The sequence below is a fragment of the Pseudomonas sp. 09C 129 genome, from assembly GCF_002843625.1.
GTDB classification, from domain to species: domain Bacteria; phylum Pseudomonadota; class Gammaproteobacteria; order Pseudomonadales; family Pseudomonadaceae; genus Aquipseudomonas; species Aquipseudomonas chlororaphis.
The window spans coordinates 5,337,553-5,364,262 of sequence record NZ_CP025261.1 but is presented as its reverse complement, the minus strand read 5'-3'; the positions used below and the strand labels follow the sequence as shown (position 1 = coordinate 5,364,262).

Sequence of the window (26,710 nt, the reverse complement as noted above, 5' to 3'; positions counted from 1 at the left end):
TGTTCATGAGTGCGGGGTGAGGGATGCGCGATCGACTGTTGGCAGCGGAGAAGGTGAAGGCCATCGATTGGCGGGATGACGCCCTGTATCTGCTCGATCAGCGTATTTTGCCCTTCGAGGAAAGCTGGATTGCCTACACCAGCGCGGCTGCCGTCGCGCAGGCCATTCGCGAAATGGTGGTGCGTGGCGCGCCGGCGATCGGTATCAGCGCAGCCTATGGCGTGGTCCTGGCGGCGCGCGCGCGTTTTGCCGTCGGTGGTGACTGGCAGGCGGCGATGGAAGAAGACTTCGCACTGCTCGCCGACTCGCGTCCGACCGCGGTCAACCTGTTCTGGGCGCTGAACCGCATGCGTGAACGCCTGGAGCGCCTCAAGGGCCACGCCGACCCGCTGGCGGTGCTGGAGGCGGAAGCCCTGGCCATTCATGAAAGCGACCGCGAAGCCAACCTGACCATGGCCCAGTTGGGTGTCGACCTGATTCGCCGGCATCAGGGCAATGCCCAGGCCATCCTGACCCACTGCAACACCGGCGCCCTGGCGACCGGCGGCTTCGGAACGGCCCTGGGGGTGATTCGCGGGGCCTTTATCGAAGGTATGGTCGAGCGGGTGTATGCCAATGAAACCCGTCCTTGGCTGCAAGGCTCGCGGCTGACTGCCTGGGAGCTGGCCAACGAGGGCATCCCGGTGACCTTGAATGCCGACTCCGCTGCCGCGCACATCATGAAAACCAAGGGCGTGACCTGGGTGATCGTTGGCGCCGACCGCATTACCGCCAATGGCGATGTGGCGAACAAGATCGGCACCTATCAGCTGGCGGTCAATGCAATGCACCACGGCGTGCGTTTCATGGTGGTCGCGCCGAGTTCGACCATCGACATGGCCCTGGCCAGTGGCGAAGACATTCCGATCGAGGAGCGTGATGGCAAGGAGTTGCTCGAGGTCGGTGGCAAGCGGGTAGGGGCGGATGTGCAGGCCTACAACCCGGTATTCGACGTCACCCCGGCGGACCTGATCGACGCCATCGTCACCGAGAAAGGCATAGTCGAGCGTCCCGATACCGCGAAAATGGCCCAATTGATGTGCCGCAAGCGCTTGCACTGAGATCGTTTTGCAAAAGGTTTCGCTGACGGCTGCCGTGGGGTGGTCGTCAGTCCGGGAAAAAAACCGCATTTACGCGCGAAATCAGCCTCTGAGCTTCTCTCGTCTCTTATCAGCCTGTCACCGGTCAACTAACTATGCTCCATGCGCATCAGGGGGATAGGTGCGTGGCGGCGATTGTGATAACATCCGGCGGTTTCCAAGGTGGTCCGAAGTGACCGCCTTCACTGCGCAAATCCATGGCATAACTTGTTGATTTGTCGTAAGTCGGTGCATGGCACTAGGCCTGCAGCGGCGAGCTTCGTTCGTCCCATATGGATGTGACGAAGTTTCACCAGAAAAAGGAATCAGGCTTCTCATGGGCGAACTGGCCAAAGAAATCCTCCCGGTCAATATCGAAGACGAGCTGAAACAGTCCTATCTCGACTACGCGATGAGCGTAATCGTCGGGCGGGCACTGCCTGATGCGCGCGATGGCTTGAAGCCCGTGCACCGGCGTGTGCTGTACGCGATGAGCGAGCTCGGTAACGACTGGAACAAGCCGTACAAGAAATCTGCCCGTGTTGTCGGTGACGTGATCGGTAAGTATCACCCGCACGGTGATACCGCGGTGTACGACACCATCGTTCGTATGGCCCAGCCATTCTCCCTGCGCTACCTGCTGGTAGACGGCCAGGGTAACTTCGGTTCGGTCGACGGCGACAACGCGGCGGCCATGCGATACACCGAAGTGCGCATGACCAAGCTGGCGCACGAGCTGCTGGCCGACCTGCACAAGGAAACCGTGGACTGGGTGCCGAACTACGACGGCACCGAACTGATCCCCGCGGTCATGCCGACCAAGATCCCCAACCTGCTGGTCAACGGTTCCAGCGGTATTGCCGTGGGCATGGCGACCAACATTCCGCCGCACAACCTCGGCGAAGTCATCGACGGTTGCCTGGCCCTGATCGACAACCCGGAGCTGACCGTCGATGAGCTGATGCAGCACATCCCGGGCCCGGACTTCCCGACCGCGGCGATCATCAATGGTCGCGAAGGCATCATCGAAGCCTACCGTACCGGTCGCGGGCGCATTTACATGCGTGCCCGCTCGATCATCGAGGACATCGACAAGGTCGGTGGCCGCCAGCAGATCGTCATCACCGAGCTGCCTTACCAACTGAACAAGGCGCGTCTGATCGAGAAGATCGCCGAGCTGGTCAAGGAGAAGAAGCTCGAAGGCATCACCGAGCTGCGCGACGAGTCCGACAAGGACGGTATGCGCGTAGTGATCGAGCTGCGTCGTGGCGAAGTGCCGGAGGTGATCCTCAACAATCTCTACGCCCAGACCCAGCTGCAGAGCGTGTTCGGTATCAACATCGTTGCGCTGATCGACGGTCGTCCGCGGATCCTCAATCTGAAGGACCTGCTGGAAGCCTTCGTGCGTCACCGTCGTGAAGTGGTGACCCGCCGCACCGTGTTCGAACTGCGCAAGGCTCGTGAGCGTGGTCACATTCTCGAAGGCCAGGCCGTTGCCCTGTCGAACATCGACCCGGTCATCGCCCTGATCAAGGCCTCACCGACCCCGTCGGAAGCCAAGGAAGCGCTGATCAGCACGCCTTGGGAATCCAGCGCGGTGATGACCATGGTCGAGCGTGCCGGCGCGGATTCCTGCCGTCCGGAGAACCTCGATCCGCAATACGGTCTGCGCGACGGCAAGTACTTCCTGTCGCCAGAGCAGGCGCAAGCCATTCTGGAATTGCGTCTGCACCGCCTGACCGGCCTCGAGCATGAAAAACTGCTGGCCGAGTACCAGGAGATCCTCAACCAGATCGGCGAGCTGATCCGCATCCTCAACAGCGCCACGCGCCTGATGGAAGTGATCCGCGAAGAGCTGGAAGTGATTCGCGCCGAATACGGCGATGTGCGTCGCACCGAGATCCTCGATGCCCGTCTCGACCTGACCCTGGGCGACATGATCCCGGAAGAAGAGCGCGTCGTGACCATTTCCCACGGCGGCTATGCCAAGACCCAGCCGCTGGCCGCGTACCAGGCCCAGCGTCGTGGCGGCAAAGGCAAGTCGGCAACCGGCGTCAAGGATGAGGACTACATCGCTCACCTGCTGGTGGCCAACAGTCACACCACGCTGTTGCTGTTCTCCAGCAAGGGCAAGGTCTACTGGCTGAAAACCTACGAAATCCCCGAGGCTTCCCGTGCCGCCCGCGGTCGTCCGCTGGTCAACCTGCTGCCGCTGGATGACGGTGAATACATCACCACCATGCTGCCGGTCGAGGAATACACCGAGGGTCACTACATCTTCATGGCGACCGCCAACGGCACCGTGAAGAAGACCCCGCTGGAATCCTTCAGCCGTCAGCGCAGCGTTGGTCTGATCGCGCTGGAACTGGATGAGGGCGATGTGCTGATTTCCGCCGCGATCACCGATGGCGAGCGCGAAGTCATGCTGTTCTCCGATGGTGGCAAGGTGACTCGCTTCAAGGAGTCCGACGTTCGTGCCATGGGCCGTACCGCCCGTGGTGTGCGTGGCATGCGTCTGCCGGAAGGGCAGAAGCTGATCTCCATGCTGATTCCGGAAGAAGGCAGCCAGATCCTCACCGCTTCGGCGCGTGGTTATGGCAAGCGCACGGCGATCACCGAGTTCCCTGAGTACAAGCGCGGCGGTCAAGGCGTTATCGCCATGGTCAGCAACGAACGTAACGGCCGCCTGGTCGGAGCGGTCCAGGTGCTCGACGGCGAGGAAATCATGCTGATTTCCGACCAGGGCACCCTGGTGCGCACCCGGGTCGATGAAGTGTCCAGCCTGGGCCGTAACACCCAGGGTGTGACCTTGATCAAGCTGGCCAGCGACGAAACGCTGGTAGGCCTGGAGCGGGTTCAGGAGCCGTCGGAAGTCGAAGGCGACGAATTGGAAGACGAGGATGGCGAGGTGCTCGAGGGCGCCGTGCTGGATACGGCGACCGACGCGGATGATGCCGTCGAAGGCCAGCAGGCTGACGCCGCGGGCGAAGAAGAGTCGCAAGACTAAATAAATCGTAGCAGGGCAGAGTGTTTGCTCTGTCCGCTACCGTGAATGCATAGCGAGAGTGGATGTGAGCAAACGAGCCTATAACTTCTGCGCAGGTCCCGCTGCGCTACCTGAAGCTGTCCTGTTGCGTGCCCAGGCCGAATTGCTGGATTGGCATGGCAAGGGCCTGTCGGTCATGGAGATGAGCCATCGCAGCGATGAGTTCGTCTCCATCGCCACCAAGGCCGAGCAGGATCTGCGTGATCTGCTGAATATCCCCTCGAACTATAAAGTGCTGTTTCTGCAAGGCGGCGCCAGCCAGCAATTTGCTCAGATCCCTCTGAACCTGTTGCCGGAAAATGGCACGGCCGACTATATCGACACCGGTATCTGGTCGCAGAAAGCCATTGAAGAAGCCTCGCGCTACGGCCATGTCAATGTGGCTGCCACCGCCAAGCCTTACGATTACTTCGCCATCCCTGGCCAGAACGAATGGCAGCTGTCGAAAGACGCGGCCTACGTGCACTACGCGCCGAACGAAACCATCGGCGGCCTGGAATTCCAGTGGATCCCGGAAACCGGCGACGTTCCGCTGGTGGCCGACATGTCTTCCGACATCCTCTCACGCCCTGTGGATATCTCCCGTTTCGGCATGATCTATGCCGGCGCGCAGAAAAACATCGGCCCGAGCGGCATCCTGGTCAATATCGTTCGCGAGGACCTGCTGGGTCGCGCGCGCGCGCTGTGCCCGACCATGCTCGACTACAAGGTCGCGGCGGACAACGGCTCGATGTACAACACTCCGCCGACTCTGGCCTGGTACCTGTCCGGTCTGGTGTTCGAGTGGCTCAAGGAGCAGGGTGGGGTGGAAGCCATCGCCAAGCTCAATGACGTCAAACAGCGCACCCTGTACGACTTCATCGACGCCAGCGGCCTGTACAGCAACCCGATCAACAAGTCGGACCGCTCGTGGATGAACGTGCCGTTCCGCCTGGCCGATGACCGTCTGGACAAGCCGTTCCTGGCCGGCGCCGACGCGCGCGGCCTGCTGAACCTCAAGGGGCACCGTTCGGTAGGCGGCATGCGCGCCTCCATTTACAACGCTGTCGACATCAATGCGGTCAACGCGCTGGTGGCCTACATGGCAGAGTTCGAGAAGGAACACGGCTAATGTCTGAGCAAGAACTCAAGGCACTTCGCCTGCGCATCGACGCTCTGGACGAGAAAGTCCTGGAGCTGATCAGTGAGCGCGCGCGCTGCGCCCAGGAAGTCGCGCGAGTAAAGATGGCCTCGCTGGCCGAAGGCGAAGTGCCGGTGTTCTATCGTCCTGAGCGTGAAGCTCAGGTGCTCAAGCGGGTGATGGAGCGCAATCAAGGGCCGTTGGGCAACGAAGAGATGGCGCGGCTGTTCCGTGAAATCATGTCGTCCTGCCTGGCGCTCGAGCAGCCGCTGAAAGTGGCTTACCTCGGTCCGGAAGGTACCTTCACCCAGGCCGCGGCCATGAAGCACTTCGGTCACGCGGTGATCAGCAAGCCAATGGCGGCGATCGACGAAGTGTTCCGTGAGGTGGCGGCGGGAGCGGTGAACTTTGGCGTGGTGCCTGTGGAAAACTCCACCGAGGGTGCGGTCAACCACACCCTCGACAGTTTCCTGGAGCACGACATGGTGATCTGCGGCGAGGTCGAGCTGCGTATCCACCATCATCTGCTGGTTGGTGAAAACACCAAGACCGACAGCATCAGCCGCATCTACTCCCATGCCCAGTCCCTGGCGCAGTGCCGCAAGTGGCTGGATGCCCATTATCCGAATGTCGAGCGGGTGGCGGTTTCCAGCAACGCCGAGGCGGCCAAGCGGGTCAAGGGCGAGTGGAACTCGGCAGCCATTGCCGGCGATATGGCGGCGAGCCTGTATGGCTTGACCCGTCTAGCCGAGAAAATCGAGGATCGCCCGGACAATTCCACGCGCTTCCTGATGATCGGCAACCAGGAAGTGCCGCCGACCGGCGACGACAAGACCTCGATCATCGTTTCCATGAGCAACAAGCCCGGTGCTCTGCATGAGCTGCTGGTGCCGTTCCATGACAACGGTATCGATCTGACGCGTATCGAAACCCGGCCTTCGCGCAGCGGCAAGTGGACCTATGTGTTCTTTATCGACTTCGTCGGCCACCATCGCGATCCATTGATCAAGGGTGTGCTGGAAAAGATCAGTCAGGAAGCAGTGGCACTCAAGGTGCTGGGTTCCTACCCGAAAGCGGTTCTCTGAGGCTTTAACAATGAGTGGCGACTTCCTCGCTCTGGCTCAGCCAGGCGTGCAACAACTTTCGCCTTACGTTCCGGGCAAGCCCGTGGACGAACTGGCACGCGAGCTGGATATCGATCCGGCGAAAATCGTCAAGCTGGCGAGTAACGAAAACCCGCTGGGCGCCAGTCCCAAGGCGTTGGCGGCGATTCGTGAAGAACTGGCCGAGCTGACCCGTTACCCGGATGGCAATGGCTTTGCGCTCAAGACCCTGCTGGCCGAGCGCTGTGGCGTTGAGCTGGCGCAGGTCACTCTGGGCAATGGTTCCAACGACATCCTGGAGCTGGTCGCCCGCGCTTATCTGGCGCCTGGCCTGAATGCGGTGTTCAGCGAACACGCCTTTGCGGTCTATCCGATCGTTACCCAGGCCGTGGGGGCCGAAGCCCGTGTGGTTCCGGCTAAAGACTGGGGGCATGACCTGCCGGCCATGCTGCAGGCCATCGATGCCGATACCCGGGTGGTCTTTATCGCCAACCCGAACAATCCGACCGGCACCTGGTTCAGCGCCGAGGCGCTGGACGATTTCCTCCAGGACGTACCGGCGCATGTACTGGTGGTGCTGGACGAGGCTTACATCGAATACGCCGAAGGCAGCGACCTGCCGGATGGCCTGGATTTCCTGGCGGCCTATCCGAACCTGCTGGTTTCGCGAACCTTCTCCAAGGCCTACGGCCTGGCTGCGTTGCGCGTGGGTTATGGCTTGTCGGCTCCGACCGTTGCCGATGTGCTCAATCGCGTCCGCCAGCCCTTCAACGTCAACAGCCTGGCCCTGGCGGCGGCGTGTGCGGCGCTGGAGGATACCGATTACCTGGCCGAGAGCCGTCGCTTGAACGAGGCGGGCATGCAGCAGCTGGAATCCGGCTTCCGGGAACTGGGCCTGAGCTGGATCGCTTCCAGGGGCAACTTCATTGCGGTGGATGTCGGGCGGATTGCCGCACCGGTGTTCCAGGGCTTGTTGCGTGAAGGGGTGATCGTGCGTCCGGTGGCCAACTACGGCATGCCGAATCACCTGCGCGTGACCATTGGCCTGCCGGCTGAAAACACCCGTTTCCTCGAGGCTTTGGCCAAGGTTCTGGCTCGTGGTTGATGTCATTCCAGTGCAACCTGCGGTGCCTATGATCGGTCGCCTGGTGGTGGTCGGTCTGGGACTGATCGGCGGTTCCTTTGCCAAGGGCCTGCGTGAAAGTGGCGTATGTCGTGAAGTGGTCGGTGTCGATCTCGATCCGCAATCGCGCAAGCTGGCCGTTGAGTTGGGTGTGGTGGATCGCTGTGAAGAAGACCTGGCGCTGGCGTGCCGGGGCGCTGATGTGATCCAGCTGGCGGTGCCGATTCTGGCCATGGAAAAGTTGCTGGCGATTCTGGCAGGCATGGATCTGGGGCAGGCGATCCTGACCGATGTCGGCAGCGCCAAGGGCAATGTGGTGCGAGCAGCGACCGAGGCTTTTGGCGGCATGCCGCCGCGCTTCGTCCCGGGGCATCCGATCGCCGGTTCCGAACAGAGTGGGGTGGAAGCCGCCAATGGCCAGTTGTTCCGTCGCCACAAAGTGATCCTGACGCCGCTGGAGCAGACCGATCCGGCAGCGCTGGCGGTGGTCGACAAACTCTGGCGGGAGCTGGGGGCGGATGTCGAGCATATGCAGGTCGAGCGCCACGATGAAGTGCTGGCGGCGACCAGTCATCTGCCGCACTTGCTGGCGTTCGGTCTGGTCGATTCGTTGGCCAAGCGCAGTGAAAATCTGGACATCTTCCGCTACGCTGCGGGCGGTTTCCGTGATTTCACGAGAATCGCCGGTAGTGACCCGGTCATGTGGCACGACATCTTCCTCGCCAATCGCGAAGCTGTCCTGCGCACACTCGATACATTTCGCAACGACCTCGACGCCTTGCGCGACGCGGTCGATGCAGGGGATGGGCACCAGTTGTTGGGCGTATTCACTCGCGCCCGGGTTGCTCGCGAGCATTTCAGTAAAATCCTGGCCCGTCGGGCCTATGTGGACGCTATGAACTCCAATAACCTGATTTTCCTGGCAAATCCTGGTGGCCGCCTGACTGGGCGGATTCGTGTACCAGGCGACAAGTCGATTTCTCACCGTTCGATCATGCTCGGCTCCCTGGCTGACGGTACTACTGAAGTCGAAGGCTTCCTCGAGGGCGAAGACGCCCTGGCGACGCTGCAGGCTTTCCGTGACATGGGAGTGGTGATCGAAGGTCCGCACCATGGTCGCGTGACCATTCATGGCGTCGGCCTGCATGGCTTGAAGCCGGCTCCGGGGCCGATCTACCTGGGCAACTCCGGCACCTCGATGCGCCTGCTGTCCGGCCTGCTGGCCGCGCAGAGTTTCGATAGCGTGCTGACGGGCGATGCATCGCTGTCCAAGCGTCCGATGAATCGCGTAGCCAATCCGCTGCGCGAGATGGGGGCAGTCATTGAAACCGCAGCGGAAGGGCGTCCGCCGATGACCATCCGTGGTGGTCACAAACTCAAAGGCCTGACTTACACCATGCCAATGGCCAGTGCCCAGGTTAAGTCATGCCTGCTGTTGGCTGGCCTGTACGCCGAAGGCAAGACCACTGTGACCGAGCCTGCGCCAACCCGCGATCATACCGAGCGCATGCTGCGCGGCTTCGGTTACCCGGTAGCGGTCGACGGCGCCACGGCTTCGGTCGAGTCCGGCGGCAAGCTGCAGGCGACCCATATTGAAGTACCTGCGGATATCTCCTCGGCGGCCTTCTTCCTGGTGGCTGCGTCCATCGCCGAAGGTTCCGAACTGGTGCTCGAGCATGTTGGCATCAACCCGACTCGTACCGGGGTAATCGATATCCTGCGCCTGATGGGGGCTGATATCAGCCTGGAAAACCAGCGTGAGGTCGGCGGCGAGCCTGTGGCGGACCTGCGGGTTCGTGCGGCGAAGCTCAAGGGGATCGAGATTCCGGAAGAGCTGGTCCCGCTGGCGATCGACGAATTCCCGGTGCTGTTCGTTGCCGCAGCCTGCGCCGAAGGGCGTACCGTGCTGCGTGGCGCCGAAGAGTTGCGGGTCAAGGAGTCCGACCGCATCCAGGTGATGGCCGATGGTTTGCTGGCCCTGGGTGTCAAGTGCGAGCCGACGCCGGACGGTATCATCATCGATGGCAGCCAGATTGGCGGCGGCGAAGTGCACGGGCATGGCGATCACCGTATCGCCATGGCTTTCAGCGTGGCTTCATTGCGTGCCAATGCGCCAATCCGCATCCATGACTGCGCCAACGTTGCCACGTCCTTCCCGAACTTCCTTGCGTTGTGCGCTCAGGTCGGCATTCGTGTTGCGCAAGAGGCCCAGTCGTGAACATCAAGGCGCCAGTCATCACCATCGATGGGCCAAGCGGCTCGGGCAAGGGCACCGTTGCCGGGATTCTGGCGAAGCGCCTAGGCTGGTGCCTGCTGGATTCCGGTGCCTTGTACCGGTTGCTGGCTTTTGCCGCGCGCAATCATGGTGTCGACCTGACCAATGAGGAGTCGCTGAAACTGCTGGCGGCTCATCTGGATGTGCAATTCGTCGGAGCGACCGAAGGTCATCCGCAACGCATCATTCTGGAAGGTGATGACGTCACCGACGACTTGCGCAACGAGCAGGTCGGCGCCTGGGCCTCCCAGGTTGCGGCGCTGCCGGCCGTGCGCGACGCGCTGTTGCAGCGTCAGCGAGCTTTTCAGGAACCGCCGGGGCTGGTGGCCGATGGGCGCGACATGGGGACAGTGGTATTTCCCGATGCGCCCCTGAAGATATTCCTCACCGCAAGTGCCGAGGAGCGCGCGCGCCGTCGCTACTTGCAGTTGAAGGGAAAAGTCGATGGTGTTAGTCTGTCGAGTCTGCTAGATGAGATTCGTGCGCGCGATGAGCGCGACACCCAGCGAGCAGTCGCCCCGCTCAAACCGGCGGTTGACGCTATACAGCTGGACTCCACGGAGTTGTCCATCGAGCAGGTGCTGGAACGCATCTTGAGCGAAATCGCCATTCGCGATATCGCCGGGTGACCAAGGAGGAGCGCAGGGGACCAGTCATAGTCCTGCGGTCCTTCTTTTATATGAACGTAACCCACATTGTCTGGGATGTGGCAGATGGGCGTATTCTTCGCCCTTATCAACAGGAATTAAAATGAGCGAAAGCTTTGCGGAACTCTTTGAAGAAAGCCTAAAAACCCTGAACCTTCAGGCAGGCTCCATCATCACCGGTGTTATCGTCGACATCGACTACCAAGCGCGTTGGGTAACCGTTCACGCTGGTCTGAAGTCTGAAGCGCTGATCCCGCTTGAGCAGTTCTACAACGATGCTGGCGAACTGTCCATCAATGTTGGTGATGAAGTTCACGTTGCTCTGGATTCGGTTGAAGACGGCTTTGGTGAAACCAAGCTGTCCCGTGAAAAAGCCAAGCGCGCTGAATGCTGGATCGTTCTGGAAGCAGCCTTCGCAGCCGAAGAAGTGGTCAAGGGCGTTATCAACGGTAAGGTTAAAGGCGGCTTCACTGTCGACGTTAACGGCATCCGTGCGTTCCTGCCAGGTTCTCTGGTTGACGTCCGTCCAGTGCGCGACACTACGCACCTGGAAGGCAAAGAGCTCGAGTTTAAAGTCATCAAACTCGACCAGAAGCGCAACAACGTTGTCGTTTCCCGCCGTAGCGTCCTCGAAGCCGAGAACTCCGCTGAGCGTGAAGCTCTGCTGGAATCCCTGCAGGAAGGTCAGCAAGTCAAAGGTATCGTCAAAAACCTCACCGATTACGGCGCATTCGTCGATCTGGGTGGCGTCGATGGCCTGCTGCACATTACCGACATGGCTTGGAAGCGCATCAAGCATCCTTCCGAAATCGTCAACGTTGGCGACGAGATCGATGTCAAGGTTCTGAAATACGATCGCGAGCGCAATCGTGTTTCCCTGGGCCTGAAGCAGCTGGGCGAAGATCCATGGGTTGCTATCAAAGCCCGTTACCCAGAAAGCACTCGCGTTACCGCTCGTGTAACCAACCTGACCGACTACGGCTGCTTCGCCGAGCTGGAAGAAGGTGTTGAAGGTCTGGTGCACGTTTCGGAAATGGACTGGACCAACAAGAACATCCATCCTTCGAAAGTCGTACAAGTCGGCGACGAAGTGGAAGTTATGGTTCTGGACATCGACGAAGAGCGTCGTCGTATCTCTCTGGGCATCAAGCAGTGCAAATCTAACCCATGGGAAGATTTCTCTGGCCAGTTCAACAAGGGCGACAAAATCTCCGGCACCATCAAGTCGATCACCGATTTTGGTATCTTCATTGGTCTGGACGGTGGCATCGACGGTCTGGTTCACCTGTCCGACATCTCTTGGAACGAAGTGGGCGAAGAAGCCGTACGCCGCTTCAAGAAGGGCGACGAGCTGGACACCGTTATCCTGTCGGTTGACCCAGAGCGTGAGCGCATCTCCCTGGGTATCAAGCAGCTGGAAAGCGATCCGTTCTCCGAGTACGTTCAAGAGAACGACAAGGGTGCAATCGTTAAGGGTGTTGTAAAAGAAGTTGACGCCAAAGGCGCCATCATTACCCTGGCCAACGATATCGAAGCGACTCTGAAAGCCTCCGAAATCAGCCGTGATCGCATCGAAGATGCTCGTAACGTCCTGAAAGAAGGCGAAGAAGTTGAAGCCAAGATCATCAGCGTTGACCGTAAGAGCCGTGTAATCCAGCTCTCGATCAAGTCGAAAGACGTTGAAGACGAGAAAGAAGCTATCCAGAGCCTGCGCGACAAGCCAGCTGCTTCGGATATCGCTGCTGGTCCTACCACTCTGGGCGACCTGCTGCGTGCACAGATGGAAAAGCAGAACTAAGTTCTGTCAGACCATAGAAAAAGGGCGACTTCGGTCGCCCTTTTTTGTGTCTGCGATTTGGGTTCTGGCTTGCGTCTGTCGAGGGGGGAAACCAATAGAGTCATTTGGGTGTCTATTTTCTTAAGAGGATCAATAACCTATTCAGGGCTATGCGTGTTTGAGCTGAATGATGGTGGGGCGATTGCCTGGTATAAGGAAGTAGATGAAAAATCTCATCGTGATTTTCGCGGTTCTAGTCTTGGTGGGCTGTACGACCAATGCCAAGGTCCATGCGGTCCGTGGTGTCAGTGGTATCGAGATCGATTGCTCCGGTCTTGGGGCTGGCTGGGGCAAGTGCTACAAACGCGCTGAGCGTGAATGCAAGGGGGATGGCTATAAGGTCATTACCAGGTCTAGTGATGCCAAGGACGAGGAGGGTGACTATCCCTTTGGCTGGAATCCTGCGGGTTACCTCACTCGGACCATGCTTGTCATATGCCGCTAGTAGGATGGCGTGGTGGGAGGTCAAATTGCTGCGGAGTTTTCATTTTAGGCGCTGTTGAATGCCCTCGTTTGTGGTGTTTTCGCAAGGTGGGAGATAAGTCAATGCTTGGGCTGTTCAAAATCTCCCGGTCGTGCTAAAACCTTTGAAGCGCTTATCTAGCTGCTTGAAAAAGAAGGGAAAAATATGACGAAGTCGGAGTTGATCGAACGAATTGTCACCCATCAAGGGCTACTCTCATCCAAGGATGTGGAGTTGGCCATCAAGACCATGCTTGAGCAAATGTCCCAATGCCTCGCAACCGGAGATCGCATCGAGATTCGGGGCTTTGGTAGCTTCTCCCTGCACTATCGTGCACCGCGCGTAGGTCGCAATCCGAAGACAGGTCAGTCTGTCAGTTTGGATGGCAAGTTCGTTCCACATTTCAAGCCGGGCAAAGAGCTTCGGGATCGTGTGAATGAGGAAGAGGAGGAGGTGTGATGTTTTTTGCGGGAGGGATCATATGCGTACTTTGAAGCGTGTGCTGCTCGCGATTGTTTTTTTTGCTTTTGCCTTGTCGATTCTCATTTTTGTGTTGGAGAACCGGGAGGTTGTTGTATTGAGCTTTCTGGGTCGCTCTATTTCTGCATTTCCTGTTTCTATCTACATTATATTTTCATTGTTGATTGGTATGATTTTTGGTCCATTGTTAAGAGCTGTGCTCAAGGGTGGGCAAAAAAAATAGTGGTTGCCTGTAGTGTGGCTATGGTGTCAAAGACTGGCTAGCATGAGGAGATTTTCTTGGATGTCTGGTATGGGGTTGTTGGCGCATTTTTGAGTCAGGGTGTTTAATTAAAAGGTTGATTTGCATGCAGGGCGACTTGATGGTGAGCAAGAAAGATGAAGAGGTGGATCTGCAGGAGCTTGTTCGGGTTCTTTGGGATAAAAAGGCTTGGATACTGATTTTTACGTTACTGTCGGTGCTATTTGCCGCCGTCTTTGCCTTTTTGAGTAAACCTGAGTATGAAGCCAAAGGATATGTGGTGCCTCCAACTCAGAAAGATATAGAAAACTTTAACTATGGTCGAGCTAAGGATTCTCAGTTAACCCCTTATACTATTAAAGATGTATATGGTGTATTTATTTCCTATTTTCAGGCTGAGTCGCTCCGGCAAGATTTTTTTAACAACGTCTATCTGCCTTCTTTGAGTGAGGAGGAGCGCCAAGGGGCGCAAGATGGATTGTACTCAGGCTTTTCCAAAAGGTTGAGCATCACTCTGCCAGGCAAGGATTTTGCTGATCGTTATTCCATTACTGCGCGCAGTGACAGTCCTGCTCAATCTGTAGAGTGGGTTCACCAATATGTAGCTCGTGCCAGTGATCTGGCAAAGCAGGAGCTATTGGCCAACGTAAGGCGTGAGGCTGAGGTGGGGGCGCGAAACGTCGAGCAGCAGATTGCAGCATTGCGTGATGTTAGCCAGAAAGAGCGGGAGGACTCTATTGTTAGGCTTCAGGAGGCATTACAAGTTGCGGAAGCATTGGGGCTTGAAAAGCCGTTGATCATAACAGGAAACTCGGCCATCGAGGTTGCTGGCAATATAGCGGGCCAACCTGCTTATATGCGCGGGGCCAAGGCTTTGAAGGCTGAGATTGAAAATATGGAGTTGCGCAAATCCGATGACCCCTTTATTGGTCGTTTGCGTGAGTTGCAAGGTAAGTATGACTTTTATAAAGGGATTGAGGTCAAAGTTGGTGATGTGTCTGTCTATCGAATGGATGGCGGTATTGCTCGATATGACACGCCGGTAAAGCCGGTGAAATCCATGATTCTTGCATTGGGGTTGCTGATCGGCTTGGTCGGGAGTAGCGGGTTGGTGCTTATTGTTTATTTGATAGCTAGAGGTCGGTCTGCTGTGTCCTCCTGAGAAAGATTGTTTCAGCTTTGGCGTGTGTGGGCACTGAGTTGGCTATGTTTTCAGGTTGGACTGTGACGCTCGCGTTCAGAAGCTACTGAGGTTGCCTCAGGTTTTTTTGCTTGACGGGCTTGACATTTCTTTGGCGTGAGCTCAGCTCATGCATCGATGCTGCCTTGCGGAAAGGCTTCCAGTGGCTATCGGCTCAGGTGTTTTTCTTCTTTTACGGGCAGGTCGGTAGTGATTTTCCCGGTTCGAGGCCTCACTTTGGCGCTTCTAGCACCATAAAAAACTTGGCTTGGCGCCCAGAATTGCTCAGTCAGTTCAGGCATAATGGTCATTATGATGCTGGAGGATGGCGTGGCTGAAGGTTACTCGCTTCAAATTCCGTGTTGAATGCATTTGTGGCTCTATTAGGTAATCGGTAGTGGCTAAATAGTGGCTGCTGGGCGCTTTCTGTTGGTATCTGCGAAAAGCTCTGCTTGTGAGGCATCGTTCACTGGGCGTATCCGAATAATGTATTATGCCCGGTGATATGTCTGCGATTGGTGCGGAATCGTCCGATCTTATGTGGTTCGATAGGTCAGGCAATGGTGTGGCGGTAATAAAGCTTCAGGCTGAACTGCTGAATAAATAATGATATGGAATCATTGGTAATCTAATGACTTTAAAGATCTTGAGTGTTTTCGGGACGCGGCCGGAAGCCATAAAAATGGCACCACTGGCTTTGGCATTGCGTGCGGATGAGCGTTTTGACGCAAAAATCTGTGTCACGGGTCAGCATCGCGAAATGCTCGATCAAGTGCTGGAGTTATTCGAGCTTGAGCCGGACTTCGATCTAAATATCATGAAGCCAGGCCAAGACCTTACCGATGTAACCACATGTATTCTACAGGGAATGAAGGGTGTATTTGCCACTTATAAGCCGGATATCATTCTGGTGCATGGTGATACAGCAACTACTTTCGCAACAACCCTCGCAGCTTATTATCATCAGATCCCTGTAGCGCATATCGAGGCAGGGCTGCGTACAGGCAATCTTTATTCGCCGTGGCCGGAAGAGGCTAATCGGAAGTTGACAGGGGCTTTGGCGCGCCTTCACTTCGCGCCTACCCAAAAATCCGAACAGAATCTGTTGCAGGAAGGGGTGCCTCCGGAGTCGGTTTATGTAACTGGCAATACTGTTATTGATGCCTTGCTCAATGTTGTTGAAAAGCTCGGATCTAACACTAGGCTGAATCAGCAGTTTTCGGAGCAGTTCAAGTTTCTTTCAACAGAACGCCGCTTGATTCTTGTGACGGGACATCGCCGCGAAAGCTTTGGTGATGGATTTGAAAGAATCTGTATGTCACTGGCTTCTATTGCTCGTGAATTTGATGATGTTGAAATTGTTTATCCTGTGCACTTGAACCCTAATGTGCGCGAACCTGTTAATCGTTTGCTGTCTGGTATCGATAATATTCATCTCATCGAACCATTGGATTATCTTCCTTTCGTCTATTTGATGAACCGTTCCTACTTGATTCTGACGGACTCCGGCGGTGTGCAGGAGGAAGCTCCGTCCCTGGGTAAGCCAGTGCTAGTTATGCGTGATACTACTGAGCGCCCGGAGGCCATCGAAGCCGGTACCGTCAGGTTGGTCGGAACTGAGAAGGAAAAGATTACCAGCAATCTGCGCGAGCTTTTGCTTGATAGCGATGCTTATCAGGAAATGAGCTTTGCTCATAATCCTTATGGTGATGGTAATGCCTGTGCCCGGATTATTAATACTCTTGCCACTTTTAAAAAGTAAGGTTTCGTTATGAGCTTTTCCACTATTTCCGTGATTGGCCTAGGGTATATCGGCTTACCCACTGCTGCAGTGTTTGCTTCGCGAAAGATAAAAGTTGTTGGTGTTGATGTTAACCAGAAAGCCGTAGATACCATCAACTGTGGGCAGATCCATATCGTAGAGCCTGATCTTGATATCGTAGTTCATGCTGCCGTAACCGAAGGGTATTTGCGTGCCAGCACTCGTGCAGAACCTGCAGATGCTTTTTTGATTGCGGTACCTACTCCCTTCAAGGGTGATCATGCTCCAGATCTTTCTTATATCGAGTCTGCAAGCAAGTCGATTGCGCCTGTTCTGAAAAAGGGTGACCTGGTTATTCTCGAATCCACTTCGCCTGTAGGGGCAACCGAGCAGATGGCGCAGTGGCTGGCCGAGGTGCGTCCGGACCTGACCTTCCCTCAGACTCATGGCGAGGCATCGGATATTCGAGTTGCTCATTGCCCGGAACGCGTATTGCCTGGCCATGTGCTGCGTGAGTTGGTGCAAAATGACCGGGTTATTGGTGGCATGACACCTAAGTGTTCTGAGGCCGCTACCCGTCTTTACAAGCTGTTTGTAGAAGGTGAGTGCATTCTTACCAACGCGCGCACAGCGGAAATGTGCAAGTTGACCGAGAATAGCTTTCGTGATGTCAATATCGCGTTTGCCAATGAGCTTTCTATGATCTGCGATAAGTTCGGTGTAGATGTGTGGGAACTCATCAAGCTGGCTAACCGACATCCTCGAGTCAATATCCTGCAGCCTGGTCCCGGTGTGGGGGGGCATTGTATTGCCGTCGACCCCTGGTTCATCGTCAGTCAGGCCGAAGGGCAGGCGAAACTGATCAAAACTGCTCGTGAGGTCAATGATTCCAAACCATCTTGGGTTGTTGAAAAAGTTGATGCCGCGGTGGCTGAGCATCTTTCGCACAATCCTGAAAAGTCCGAGAAAGATGTTGTTATTGCCTGTTTTGGTCTGGCATTCAAGCCTGATATCGATGACTTGCGAGAGAGTCCATCGTTGGAAATTACCAAGCACATTGCGGGCTCTCACTCTGGCAAAGTCCTGGCAGTCGAACCCAATATCGAGTCTTTGCCGGCAGCCCTGGTATTGCCTGGTGTGGAACTGTGTGCGATAGAAGAGGCCTTCAGTCGGGCGGATGTTCTTTTGCTTCTGGTGGATCACAAGCAGTTCAAGGCTGTCCCGTCGTCGGCTTTAGAGGGGCGTCAGGTAGTTGATACTCGCGGGATCTGGTTTGTATGAAGATTCTTCCGGTAATCATGTCCGGAGGCGCCGGGACGCGCCTGTGGCCCCTTAGCAGAACGCTCTACCCTAAGCAGTTTCTAGCTATATCAGGTCGTGAAACCTTGTTTCAGCAAGCCATCGGTAGGTTGATAGGGATAGCTGCGCCAGGCTCGGATTTGCTGCCACCTTGTATCGTCGCCAATGATGAGCACCGTTTCCTGTGTCTGGACCAGATTCGGGAGATGAAACTGAGCAAGAGCTCCATCATTCTCGAGCCTATAGGGCGTAATACGGCGCCCGCACTCACACTGGCTGCTCTCTATGCGCGGGATGAGCTGTCACAGGTCGATCCAATTCTGGTTGTGGCGCCTGCTGATCAAATGATTCTCGATGTGCAGATGTTCACCCAGTCAATCAGCAAGGCTGTTGAAGTTGCAGCGGACGGCGATATTGTCATATTGGGTATAAAGCCTGATCGCCCTGAAACAGGCTATGGCTATATTCATTCAACAGATGCCGCTGAAGTTAAGCGAGTCGACGCCTTTGTTGAAAAACCCGGACTGCAAACTGCACAGAAGTATCTGGATGAAGGTAGTTATTTCTGGAACAGTGGTATTTTCGTTCTGCGAGCATCCGTATGGTTGAAGGCGCTAAAAATTTTCAGGGAAGATATTTACCTGGCCACTGAGAAAGCCTGGGCCGAGAGAGCTCAGGATAGTGGATTTATTCGGCCTCAGGCCGATGCCTTCTCTCTTATCCCGTCGGAATCAATAGACTACGCGGTGATTGAGCATTGCGCGAAGCATCCTGAGTTGCAACTCAAGATGCTGGCGATGGATGCAGGCTGGTCTGATCTTGGGGCATGGGATGCCGTTTGGCGCTCAAGCGAGAAGGATGACAGCCACAATGCAACTCATGGTGACGTGATTGTCGAATCCAGCGCCAATACGCTGGTTTATGCTTCTCACCGTCTGGTGACCGCTGTTGGGCTCGACAATATCGTGATCGTCGAGACGCCTGATGCTGTTTTGGTTGCCAACAAGGAGCGCAGTCAGGGCGTGAAGGCGATTGTCGAAGCATTGAATGTCTGCTCGCGGAGTGAGACCAAACTGCATCGTCGCGTTCACCGGCCTTGGGGTTGGTACGACAGCATTGATTCCGGCTCACGTTTTCAAGTGAAGCGGATATTGGTCAAGCCAAAGGCAACGCTGAGCTTGCAGAAACATTATCATCGTGCAGAGCACTGGATTGTGGTTTCTGGTACAGCAGAAGTTACCTGTGAGGATCGGGTTTTTCAGCTGAACGAAAACCAGAGTACTTATATTCCTGTTGGACATGTTCATCGTCTTTCCAATCCGGGCACGATACCTCTTGAAATCATCGAGGTTCAGTCCGGAAGTTACTTGGGTGAGGATGATATTGTTCGATTTGATGATACTTACGGTCGTGTATAAGATTTAAATAGGGGCTGTACAAATGCGGAAGAATGCGCTGGTCACCGGGGTTACTGGTCAGGATGGGGCTTACCTTGTTGAGTTGTTATTGTCAAAAGGTTATGAGGTATACGGAGCATATCGGCGTACAAGTTCTGTAAACTTCTGGCGGATGGAAGAGTTAGGTGTCCTGAATCATGATCGGCTGCATCTTGTCGAGTTTGACTTGACCGATCTGGCTGGGACTATTCGCTTGATTGAAAACTGCAAGCCAGATGAGGTGTATAACCTCGCAGCCCAAAGTTTTGTTGGTGTTTCTTTTGATCAGCCTATCACTACGGCTCAGATTACGGGTGTTGGTGCGCTTAATCTGCTTGAAGCAATTCGGATCGTGAACCCCAAGATACGTTATTATCAGGCATCGACTTCTGAGATGTTTGGATTGGTTCAAGCTGTTCCCCAATCCGAAAGTACCCCGTTTTATCCTCGGAGCCCTTATGGGGTGGCGAAGTTGTTCGCTCATTGGACCACGATAAACTATCGTGAGTCTTATGGTATCTTCGCTACCAGCGGTATTTTGTTTAATCATGAATCCCCGCTGAGAGGTAAAGAGTTCGTTACTCGAAAAATTACCGACGCGGTAGCTAATATTGAAATAGGTACTCAGCAAGTTCTGGAACTCGGCAATATGGATGCCAAGCGTGATTGGGGTTTTGCCAAAGAGTACGTAGATGGCATGCACCGCATGTTGCAGATCGATACTCCGGAAACTTTTGTACTGGCTACAAATCGCACTGAAACCGTTCGTGACTTTGTCTCCATGAGTTTCAAGGCTGTCGGTGTTGATATCGACTGGCGTGAAAGTGGGGAGAACGAGTTTGGTGTCGACCGTAGGACAGGTGTGACTCGAGTCAAAGTTAACCCGCGTTTCTACCGACCTGCAGAAGTGGAATTGTTGATCGGTGATCCCTCCTTCGCCAAGGAGCGCCTGGGCTGGAAGCCTGAAACGACGCTGGAGCAACTTTGCCAATTGATGGTAGAGGCGGACTTGAGAAGGGCTCGTAATGGCGTCTCACACTAATGACCGCAGGGTCTTGATCACGGGCCTCTCCGGTTTTACCGGGAGGCACCTGGCCGAGACTTTGACCCAGGCTGGCTGGCAGGTTGCCGGCCTGGGAGGGCAGCGACTACCTTGTGAGTTTGATCACTTGGAAGCTGACCTTAATGAGACTGATCGGTTGTGCGATTGGATCAAGCAGGTTCAACCGACTCATGTCATCCACTTGGCTGCCTTGGCACATGTGACGGGCAGTGATGCGCTGTCCTACTACCGAGTCAATGTACTGGGTACGGAAAGTCTGCTTACCGCTATCATCGAGTCGAAAATAGACATCGAAAAGGTGGTAATTGCCAGTAGCGCCAATATTTACGGCAACGCGCTTTCGTCACCTATCGTGGAGTCTGCCCAGCCACAGCCGATGAACCATTATGCTCTGAGCAAGTTCGCCATGGAGGCGTTGCTCCGTAAGTGGTTTGTTCGCTTGCCTATATTGGTGACGCGGCCTTTTAACTACACGGGGCCAGGCCAATCGGAGTCCTTTGTGTTTTCCAAGATCGTCGGTGCTTTTGCCAGAGGTGAAAAGGAAATCAGGTTGGGGAATCTGGACGTTTCTCGCGATCTTTCCGATGTGAGATACGTGGTTGAGGCCTATGCGCGCCTTTTGACATGCGAAAAGCATAGTGAGTTTGTCAATATCTGTTCGGGGCGGAGTATTTCCTTGCTCAGCGTGATTGACGAAATGGTACAGATTGCTGGGTATCGGCCTAATATAGTAGTGGACCCGGCTTTCGTCCGGAGCGATGAAGTAAAAGAACTTTATGGAAGTTCAGCCAAACTTTTCGATACTGTGGGAGTGTTAGAGGTGCCTGGTTTGCATGAGACACTTCTCTCCATGTATCAGCAAAAGATAAGCGTCCAAGGTTAATGGCTATAGCGGGTTGGTGAACTGTGCGTATATGTTTTTTTGCGAATATGTCAGCTCACGCCAATTGGCGTGAGTTGTTTGATAAAGTTGAGTTTTATAGGGTCGATATTCGGATTCTTAAAGAGCTCGGGCATGAGGTTGTGCTATCCGGGACGCCAGGGACTCTGGATTGGAAGGCTGATCTTTATTTTTGCTGGTGGTGGGGGCACTCACCTTTTCCTTTGCTCGCGGGAAAACTTCGCCGCCGACCGGTTGTGGTAACTGGAGCTTTTGACTACTCCACCTGCCGAAAAGAAATTCCAGGTCTCTGTTATCTGGATCGGCCATGGTGGCAGAAGCTTGTGCTACGTAGCTCTTTGTTATTGGCCGATAGAAACCTGTTTATCTCGAAGTCCGAGTGTGAAGAGGTTACTTCCAACCTTCCAGTAAAAAATCCTGTCTATGCCACATTGGCAATTGATACAGAGTTCTATTCACCGGGCGAATCTCCGTCTGCTGAGTCAGATTACTTTTTTACCGTTACTTGGACAAGCCGGACTAATGCTATTCGTAAAGGTCTCATTCCGACTATTGAGGCATTTGCAGAAGTTGCGAAAAAAGCGAGCAAGCTTCGGTTGGTAGTAGCTGGTAAGCATGGTGACTATCTGGATGAGCTGAAAAGCCTTGCGCATAGATTGGGTGTTGCAGACAAGGTCGAGTTTGTTGGGATGATTTCCGACGAAGAGAAGCTTGAACATTACCGTAAATGTCTTGCTTATGTTCAGCCTACCCTTTACGAGGGGTTTGGCCATGCAATAGGCGAGGCTTTGGCCTGTGGGGCGCGAGTAATCACCTCGCCAAGAGGTGCGGTACCTGAGGTCGCTGGGGAGTTTGCTTACTGGGTCCAGCCGGACAGCCAGAAAGAGATTACCGCAGCCATGGAAATGGTAGTGGCTACACCTATTGCGGAGGGAGAAGCGCAGGCTAGGCATCAATGGATTTCCTCTAACTATTCGATCGCATCTCGCCGGGCTGCATTGAAAAGTGTTCTGGATTCACTATCGCCAGAAAAGAAAGGGTAACTTCATTGATAATAATTAATAATACTAATGGTGGTACTGCGTGCTAGCCCGTCTGATCAGTATTTTCGAGAGTTCGAGGCTATTACAGCTGTTTGTTATCACCGCTTGTATTCAAGGTGGCGTTATCATCAGCCAGTTTTTGATTACGCCTTGGGTCGACCCTTCAGTTGTAGGGGTTGTCCGTTCTCTGGAGACAGTCATAGCGCTCGTTGTATTGGCTGGTAGTTTGGGGATGCAAAGTATCGCTATCCGCGATACAGCGGCCTATAGCGATGCATCCTGTCAAAGCGCGGTGCTTCGGCAGGTTTTTTTACTTGTCTCGTTAGCGTCTGGCGTCGTTATTTTTGGCATATATATCGTTCATGAATTTGTGCTGACTTCTGCAATAAGCTCCTATGTCTTTACAACTTGTGGTTTAGTCGTGTTGACTAATTTTCTTCGTGTCAGTACAGGTTTTGCCCAGGGCGCGAAGGCGATAAGGGAGATTTATCTTGTACTAATGCTAGTCACCGCCGCGGGCGTTGTGCTGCACGTCATACTCACCAAACTTTACGGGGTGCGGGGATGGATGGCGGCTCGTTATCTGGGGGAGCTTTTCTGTCTGATAGCTGTGTGGTGGAGGCTCAGAGCTTATATTCTACCGGCCCTGAATTTTGCCGCAGTAGATAAGAAGCAATTGATGATTACTGCCAAGTCCGGTGTAACTATTAATGCCAGTTTGTTTGTTCGTCTATTGGTTGATAGCTTGCCGGTTCTGATGCTGACTGCCCTTCATGTCAGAACCGAAGAGATTGGTTTTTTTGGAATCGCGATACTAAGCTTAGTTCTCGGATTGTTACCTTTGGCTATCATTGCCCAGCGAGCGTTACCCGATCTGGTCGAGGCGCTCGGCCATCCTGATGAGCTCCGCAAAAAGTACTCTTCTGCTTTGAAAAGCATGTTGAAAGTATCTTCTGCTGTGGCGTTGCTGCTGATTCTCATATCATCAGCCTGGTGGCTTTTTATCGGTGGAGCCTATAAAACCACTGCTCTCTATGTGATGGTCTTGGCGTTAACGTTGCCGTTGAAAGCAATTGCTCTCGCGTGCGGCACAATGTTGGTGGCGCTTCGTGTATTTGGATTGAGCCTCAAGGTCAATATCTTGGAAGGTTTACTTGTACTGATTCTTCTCTATGTGGGAATTCCGATTCTGGAAGGATGGGCTGGGGTTATGGCTTATTCGGCTGGCGCAGTGCTATCAGCAGTGCTCCTACTCTCTGCGGTAAAAATCCGCTTAGCTGTTTTATAATTATCAGAGAGAGGCTGGTCATGTCGAGGAAAAGCTGGTTTATGCCTTCAGCAAGAAAGGAAAGTTTTGATTGTTTTAGCGTGGGTTTTTTCTTTTTTGTGATTTGGTTTGCAGGGGTTATCGTTCCGCTGTATCCGTTTATTATGAGTTTTGACGGTTTCAGTCAGATTTGGAATTTTAACTTTTCTAATAAAAGTTTAGCTATCCGGAGCGCTCTGATTTTATATACAGCGGCGCTCTTTTTTGTGCTTCTCGGCTGTTATTTGGGGCGTAGGCTTCAGCTGAATATGCCTGCGGCGGTTCGTTGTATTGTGAGTACGAAAATATTCTTTTTTCGGTCTTTTGTATTTACGGCAGTTGCTCTGTTGGCGCTTGTCATAATTCTGATTGCGCTAGGTGGGCTGTCAGGGCTGATTCAAGGTGCTAGTGATCGAATCAGGGCGTTTGCTGGTTTGAATGGTTTCTTTCTTTTGCAGAACTTACTTCTTTCTGTTTCGTTGGCGTGGTTTATTCGCTTAACAGGCGGGGAAAAGAAGGGGCTCTCCGAACGGGTTCTCTTTTGGTTGTATTTTTTGGTTGGGATTTTTGTTTGCGGGTTGCAGGGGCAGAAATCGACTATTTTTATTATCGTGCTTTCATTGATTATCGTCAGGCATTACCGGGTTCAGCGCGTTAGTCTGATAAAAGGGGCTGTGCTTGGTTTTGTGATGTTTGTTTCCTTGATGGCTTACCACCTATTCAAACAAGAGTTTTTGGTGTCGGGGAAGTTTTCGTTTATCAATGATGAGCAAGGTGTATTTTTATCCTTTGTTAACTTCTTGGCCATACAGTTTACAGGGAATCTCATGCAGTTGCAGACCATGAGTGTACTGGTTGATGCCATGCCGCGGCTTCTTGACTGGCAAAACGGTACGACACTGTTAATGATCGTTTTGATTTTAATTCCATCCGGAATCTTTCCTAACAAGCCTATGACTGCTGCTGGAGTGTTTACAGGCGCTTTCTGGCCGAACATGTGGTTGAGGGAAGGTACGACATTGCCACCTGGAATATTTGGTGAGCTTTACATGAACTTTGGAACTCTTGGTGTTCTACTAGGAGGCTTGCTGCTTGGGGTCCTATGGGGATGGCTCTACGGTGCTACCATCAACAACCCTAAAAGCGACCGGGCATTGGGTGTATATGCGCTGACCGTTGCTTCCATGCTTCATTTGTTCAGAGGGGAATTGGCTTCGGTGGCTCTTCTCGTTGCCTCTATTCTGATCCCCTTTTTATTATTAAGCTCAAAGCGCCAAGAACCTGTTAATAATTCGATCTAGAGACTCTTATGTGCGGAATTCTGGGCTACATACATAACGGGACGCGAGAGTCCATTGATTTCTCTTCGGCACTTTCTTTCATTCGACGTCGTGGTCCGGATGACAAGGGGATCTGGGCTGACACTGATGTGGGCGTATGGTTGGGACAGGTCCGCCTGTCTATCCTCGATACCACGTCTGCCGGACACCAACCCATGGTTTCGGCAGACGGCCGTGTGGTCATGGTCTTCAACGGTGAAATCTATAACTTCCGCGAGCTGAGAGCCCATCTGGAGGCGGCGGGAGATGTTTTCTCCAGCCAGTCCGACTCCGAGGTGTTGCTTGCATTGTTTTGTCGTTATGGCATTGAGTGCTTGAATCGGCTGAACGGTATTTTTGCCGTTGTGTTCTGGGAACGGGACACGAATACGCTCTGGGTGGCGCGCGATCAACTTGGTGTAAAACCTCTTTATATCCATTCCGGTGATGGCTGCTTTGCTTTTTCTAGTGAAATGAAAGGGCTCATTCGCAGTGGTTTTGGTACCACCGAAATCGATCCGCGGGCTGTGCTGGCTCATCTCGGCTTCTTATGGTCGCCGGGAGAGAAAACAATCGTCCGGGATATCAAGAAGGTTCTTCCAGGGCAGGCACTGTGCGTTCGTAATGGACGTATTGAAAAGAGCTGGTTTTACTACGAGTTGCCTATTGCGGAAAAGAAACTGGCGAAGAAAGTCGATGATGTTGCTATCGAGGTGGCTGACGCGGTTAGAACCGCAGTCAAGCGACAGCTGGTTTCGGACGTCCCGCTGGGTTCTTTTCTGTCCGGAGGGTTGGACTCCAGTGCGATAGTCGCCTTTGCTGCACAGGAGATGCAGAACAAGGGACGACTGCAGTGTTTCAGTATCCGTATCGATAATGGCGCCACGTCAAATGAAGGGTTTGCTGACGATCTTCCTTATGCGCAGAAAGTTGCCAAGCACCTGGATGTGGATCTGCATGTGGTCGGCGTTGGCGATGAAATGATGGACCGACTGCCTGAGATGGTTTATCTGCTGGATGAACCAACTCCGGACCCGGCTGCCCTGAATGCCTTGTTTATCTCTGAATTGGCGAGCCAGAACGGTATCAAGGTGCTGCTGTCCGGTGCGGGCGGAGACGATATCTTCACCGGTTATCGTCGGCATTTCGCCTTGGCCCAGGAGCGGTGGTGGGGCGGCTTGCCTAAACCGCTTCGGTCGGTGCTTGCCAATGCCTCCAATTTGCTCCCTGCGTCGTCGCCACTGTCCCGGCGTCTCGGGAAGGCTTTTCGTTATGCGGATCTTCCAACCGACGATCGCCTGATCAGTTATTTCCTTTGGTTGGAGCCCGAGCAGGCTTACGGCCTGTTGGCACCGGATCTGCGTCGCCAGTTGGCGGCGGACGATCTGTTTGCGCCGATGCGTGAGACACTTTCGCGTTTGCCTTCCGACGTGACTCCGCTGGACAAGATGCTCACCCTGGAATGCAAGCACTTCCTCACGGATCACAACCTCAATTACACCGACAAGATGGGGATGGCCGCGGGCGTTGAAGTGCGTGTGCCATTGCTCGACCTGGATCTGGTGCGCTTGGCGGGTTCGTTGCCTTCCGACATCAAGCAGAAAGGCCGTGAAGGAAAATGGATCTTCAAAAAAGCGATGGAACCTTATCTGCCGCACGACATCATTTACCGGCCTAAAACCGGCTTCGGTGTGCCGTTGCGCAACTGGTTGCAGGGGCGATTGAAGCCGCTGGTCGATGAAGTGCTGTCTCCAGCCTCGTTGCTTCAGCGAGGAATTTTTGATCCGCAAGCGGTGGCGCGCCTGATCGAGGCTGATCGTTCAGGGCGCATTGATGCGGCCTACACCTTGTTTGGCATCGTTTGTATGGAGTTGTGGTGCAAACAGTACCTTGATGGCAACTTCGCCCTTGATCGCTGAGAGCAGCGAGGCCCCGCGCAACCAAGGTT

The 26,710-nt window shown here is 54.3% G+C and carries 21 protein-coding genes; all 21 read left to right on the top strand.

Going from position 1 to position 26,710, the window contains the following annotated elements; translation table 11 throughout:
• The first annotated feature begins 23 nt into the window (after nucleotides 1-23).
• The gene (gene mtnA / locus CXQ81_RS23770) at nucleotides 24-1,100 is read left to right on the top strand and encodes an S-methyl-5-thioribose-1-phosphate isomerase (RefSeq protein WP_101338744.1); all 1,077 of its coding nucleotides are present in this window, start codon (nucleotides 24-26) and stop codon (nucleotides 1,098-1,100) included.
• Between the two features lie 355 nt (nucleotides 1,101-1,455).
• Entirely contained in the window at nucleotides 1,456-4,125 is a 2,670-nt protein-coding gene (gene gyrA, locus CXQ81_RS23765) for a DNA gyrase subunit A (protein WP_101338743.1), read from the top strand.
• A gap of 64 nt (nucleotides 4,126-4,189) precedes the next feature.
• Complete coding sequence (gene serC, locus CXQ81_RS23760) at nucleotides 4,190-5,275, top strand: 3-phosphoserine/phosphohydroxythreonine transaminase (RefSeq protein ID WP_025805551.1); 1,086 nt, start codon at nucleotides 4,190-4,192, stop codon at nucleotides 5,273-5,275.
• Nucleotides 5,275-6,369, top strand: a complete 1,095-nt coding sequence (gene pheA / locus CXQ81_RS23755) for a prephenate dehydratase (RefSeq protein WP_009045010.1) — start codon at nucleotides 5,275-5,277, stop codon at nucleotides 6,367-6,369. The genes serC and pheA overlap by 1 nt, the downstream gene beginning before the upstream one ends.
• Nucleotides 6,370-6,379: 10 nt before the next feature.
• Nucleotides 6,380-7,492, top strand: a complete 1,113-nt coding sequence (hisC, locus tag CXQ81_RS23750) for a histidinol-phosphate transaminase (protein ID WP_101338742.1) — start codon at nucleotides 6,380-6,382, stop codon at nucleotides 7,490-7,492.
• A gap of 28 nt (nucleotides 7,493-7,520) precedes the next feature.
• On the top strand, nucleotides 7,521-9,728 hold the full coding sequence (locus tag CXQ81_RS23745) for a bifunctional prephenate dehydrogenase/3-phosphoshikimate 1-carboxyvinyltransferase (protein WP_101338741.1): 2,208 nt from the start codon (nucleotides 7,521-7,523) through the stop codon (nucleotides 9,726-9,728).
• Nucleotides 9,725-10,414: a (d)CMP kinase gene (cmk, locus tag CXQ81_RS23740; RefSeq protein ID WP_101338740.1), complete on the top strand. Its 690-nt coding sequence runs from the start codon at nucleotides 9,725-9,727 to the stop codon at nucleotides 10,412-10,414. Before CXQ81_RS23745 ends, cmk begins: the two co-directional genes overlap by 4 nt.
• Before the next feature lie 121 nt (nucleotides 10,415-10,535).
• On the top strand, nucleotides 10,536-12,230 hold the full coding sequence (rpsA, locus tag CXQ81_RS23735; protein ID WP_007931318.1) for a 30S ribosomal protein S1: 1,695 nt from the start codon (nucleotides 10,536-10,538) through the stop codon (nucleotides 12,228-12,230).
• Between the two features lie 202 nt (nucleotides 12,231-12,432).
• Nucleotides 12,433-12,714: a hypothetical protein gene (locus tag CXQ81_RS23730; RefSeq protein ID WP_101338739.1), complete on the top strand. Its 282-nt coding sequence runs from the start codon at nucleotides 12,433-12,435 to the stop codon at nucleotides 12,712-12,714.
• 183 nt (nucleotides 12,715-12,897) lie between these two features.
• Complete coding sequence (gene ihfB / locus CXQ81_RS23725) at nucleotides 12,898-13,191, top strand: integration host factor subunit beta (RefSeq protein ID WP_008042113.1); 294 nt, start codon at nucleotides 12,898-12,900, stop codon at nucleotides 13,189-13,191.
• A gap of 22 nt (nucleotides 13,192-13,213) precedes the next feature.
• Nucleotides 13,214-13,435, top strand: a complete 222-nt coding sequence (locus tag CXQ81_RS23720) for a hypothetical protein (RefSeq protein WP_101338738.1) — start codon at nucleotides 13,214-13,216, stop codon at nucleotides 13,433-13,435.
• A gap of 124 nt (nucleotides 13,436-13,559) precedes the next feature.
• A complete protein-coding gene (locus tag CXQ81_RS23715; RefSeq protein WP_101338737.1) occupies nucleotides 13,560-14,615 on the top strand; it encodes an LPS O-antigen chain length determinant protein WzzB in 1,056 nt (351 codons plus the stop codon).
• 649 nt (nucleotides 14,616-15,264) lie between these two features.
• Entirely contained in the window at nucleotides 15,265-16,395 is a 1,131-nt protein-coding gene (gene wecB / locus CXQ81_RS23710; protein WP_097137571.1) for a non-hydrolyzing UDP-N-acetylglucosamine 2-epimerase, read from the top strand.
• A 9-nt stretch (nucleotides 16,396-16,404) separates the two neighbouring features.
• Complete coding sequence (gene wecC / locus CXQ81_RS23705) at nucleotides 16,405-17,676, top strand: UDP-N-acetyl-D-mannosamine dehydrogenase (protein WP_101338736.1); 1,272 nt, start codon at nucleotides 16,405-16,407, stop codon at nucleotides 17,674-17,676.
• The gene (locus CXQ81_RS23700; protein WP_101338735.1) at nucleotides 17,673-19,112 is read left to right on the top strand and encodes a mannose-1-phosphate guanylyltransferase/mannose-6-phosphate isomerase; all 1,440 of its coding nucleotides are present in this window, start codon (nucleotides 17,673-17,675) and stop codon (nucleotides 19,110-19,112) included. Before wecC ends, CXQ81_RS23700 begins: the two co-directional genes overlap by 4 nt.
• 22 nt (nucleotides 19,113-19,134) lie before the next feature.
• On the top strand, nucleotides 19,135-20,172 hold the full coding sequence (gene gmd, locus CXQ81_RS23695) for a GDP-mannose 4,6-dehydratase (RefSeq protein ID WP_101338734.1): 1,038 nt from the start codon (nucleotides 19,135-19,137) through the stop codon (nucleotides 20,170-20,172).
• A 13-nt stretch (nucleotides 20,173-20,185) separates the two neighbouring features.
• Complete coding sequence (locus CXQ81_RS23690; protein ID WP_256593416.1) at nucleotides 20,186-21,076, top strand: GDP-mannose 4,6-dehydratase; 891 nt, start codon at nucleotides 20,186-20,188, stop codon at nucleotides 21,074-21,076.
• A 47-nt stretch (nucleotides 21,077-21,123) separates the two neighbouring features.
• The gene (locus tag CXQ81_RS31565) at nucleotides 21,124-22,137 is read left to right on the top strand and encodes a glycosyltransferase family 4 protein (RefSeq protein WP_223816043.1); all 1,014 of its coding nucleotides are present in this window, start codon (nucleotides 21,124-21,126) and stop codon (nucleotides 22,135-22,137) included.
• A gap of 40 nt (nucleotides 22,138-22,177) precedes the next feature.
• Nucleotides 22,178-23,425, top strand: coding sequence for a lipopolysaccharide biosynthesis protein (locus CXQ81_RS23680; protein WP_101338732.1), 1,248 nt, complete (start codon nucleotides 22,178-22,180; stop codon nucleotides 23,423-23,425).
• A gap of 20 nt (nucleotides 23,426-23,445) precedes the next feature.
• The gene (locus CXQ81_RS23675; protein ID WP_101338731.1) at nucleotides 23,446-24,744 is read left to right on the top strand and encodes an oligosaccharide repeat unit polymerase; all 1,299 of its coding nucleotides are present in this window, start codon (nucleotides 23,446-23,448) and stop codon (nucleotides 24,742-24,744) included.
• Between the two features lie 8 nt (nucleotides 24,745-24,752).
• Nucleotides 24,753-26,681: an asparagine synthase (glutamine-hydrolyzing) gene (gene asnB, locus CXQ81_RS23670; protein WP_101338730.1), complete on the top strand. Its 1,929-nt coding sequence runs from the start codon at nucleotides 24,753-24,755 to the stop codon at nucleotides 26,679-26,681.
• The last annotated feature ends 29 nt before the right edge of the window (nucleotides 26,682-26,710 follow it).

Excerpts from the sequence above, each read along its gene's own strand:
- CXQ81_RS23715 (WP_101338737.1), top strand. The coding sequence starts at position 13,560 with ATGCAGGGCGACTTGATGGTGAGCAAGAAAGATGAAGAGGTGGATCTG.
- CXQ81_RS23700 (WP_101338735.1), top strand. The coding sequence starts at position 17,673 with ATGAAGATTCTTCCGGTAATCATGTCCGGAGGCGCCGGGACGCGCCTG.
- CXQ81_RS23730 (WP_101338739.1), top strand. The coding sequence starts at position 12,433 with ATGAAAAATCTCATCGTGATTTTCGCGGTTCTAGTCTTGGTGGGCTGT.
- wecC (WP_101338736.1), top strand. The coding sequence starts at position 16,405 with ATGAGCTTTTCCACTATTTCCGTGATTGGCCTAGGGTATATCGGCTTA.
- hisC (WP_101338742.1), top strand. The coding sequence starts at position 6,380 with ATGAGTGGCGACTTCCTCGCTCTGGCTCAGCCAGGCGTGCAACAACTT.
- CXQ81_RS31565 (WP_223816043.1), top strand. The coding sequence starts at position 21,124 with ATGTCAGCTCACGCCAATTGGCGTGAGTTGTTTGATAAAGTTGAGTTT.
- gyrA (WP_101338743.1), top strand. The coding sequence starts at position 1,456 with ATGGGCGAACTGGCCAAAGAAATCCTCCCGGTCAATATCGAAGACGAG.
- CXQ81_RS23675 (WP_101338731.1), top strand. The coding sequence starts at position 23,446 with ATGTCGAGGAAAAGCTGGTTTATGCCTTCAGCAAGAAAGGAAAGTTTT.
- gmd (WP_101338734.1), top strand. The coding sequence starts at position 19,135 with ATGCGGAAGAATGCGCTGGTCACCGGGGTTACTGGTCAGGATGGGGCT.
- CXQ81_RS23745 (WP_101338741.1), top strand. The coding sequence starts at position 7,521 with ATGATCGGTCGCCTGGTGGTGGTCGGTCTGGGACTGATCGGCGGTTCC.
- rpsA (WP_007931318.1), top strand. The coding sequence starts at position 10,536 with ATGAGCGAAAGCTTTGCGGAACTCTTTGAAGAAAGCCTAAAAACCCTG.
- CXQ81_RS23720 (WP_101338738.1), top strand. The coding sequence starts at position 13,214 with ATGCGTACTTTGAAGCGTGTGCTGCTCGCGATTGTTTTTTTTGCTTTT.
- asnB (WP_101338730.1), top strand. The coding sequence starts at position 24,753 with ATGTGCGGAATTCTGGGCTACATACATAACGGGACGCGAGAGTCCATT.
- ihfB (WP_008042113.1), top strand. The coding sequence starts at position 12,898 with ATGACGAAGTCGGAGTTGATCGAACGAATTGTCACCCATCAAGGGCTA.
- pheA (WP_009045010.1), top strand. The coding sequence starts at position 5,275 with ATGTCTGAGCAAGAACTCAAGGCACTTCGCCTGCGCATCGACGCTCTG.
- mtnA (WP_101338744.1), top strand. The coding sequence starts at position 24 with ATGCGCGATCGACTGTTGGCAGCGGAGAAGGTGAAGGCCATCGATTGG.
- wecB (WP_097137571.1), top strand. The coding sequence starts at position 15,265 with ATGACTTTAAAGATCTTGAGTGTTTTCGGGACGCGGCCGGAAGCCATA.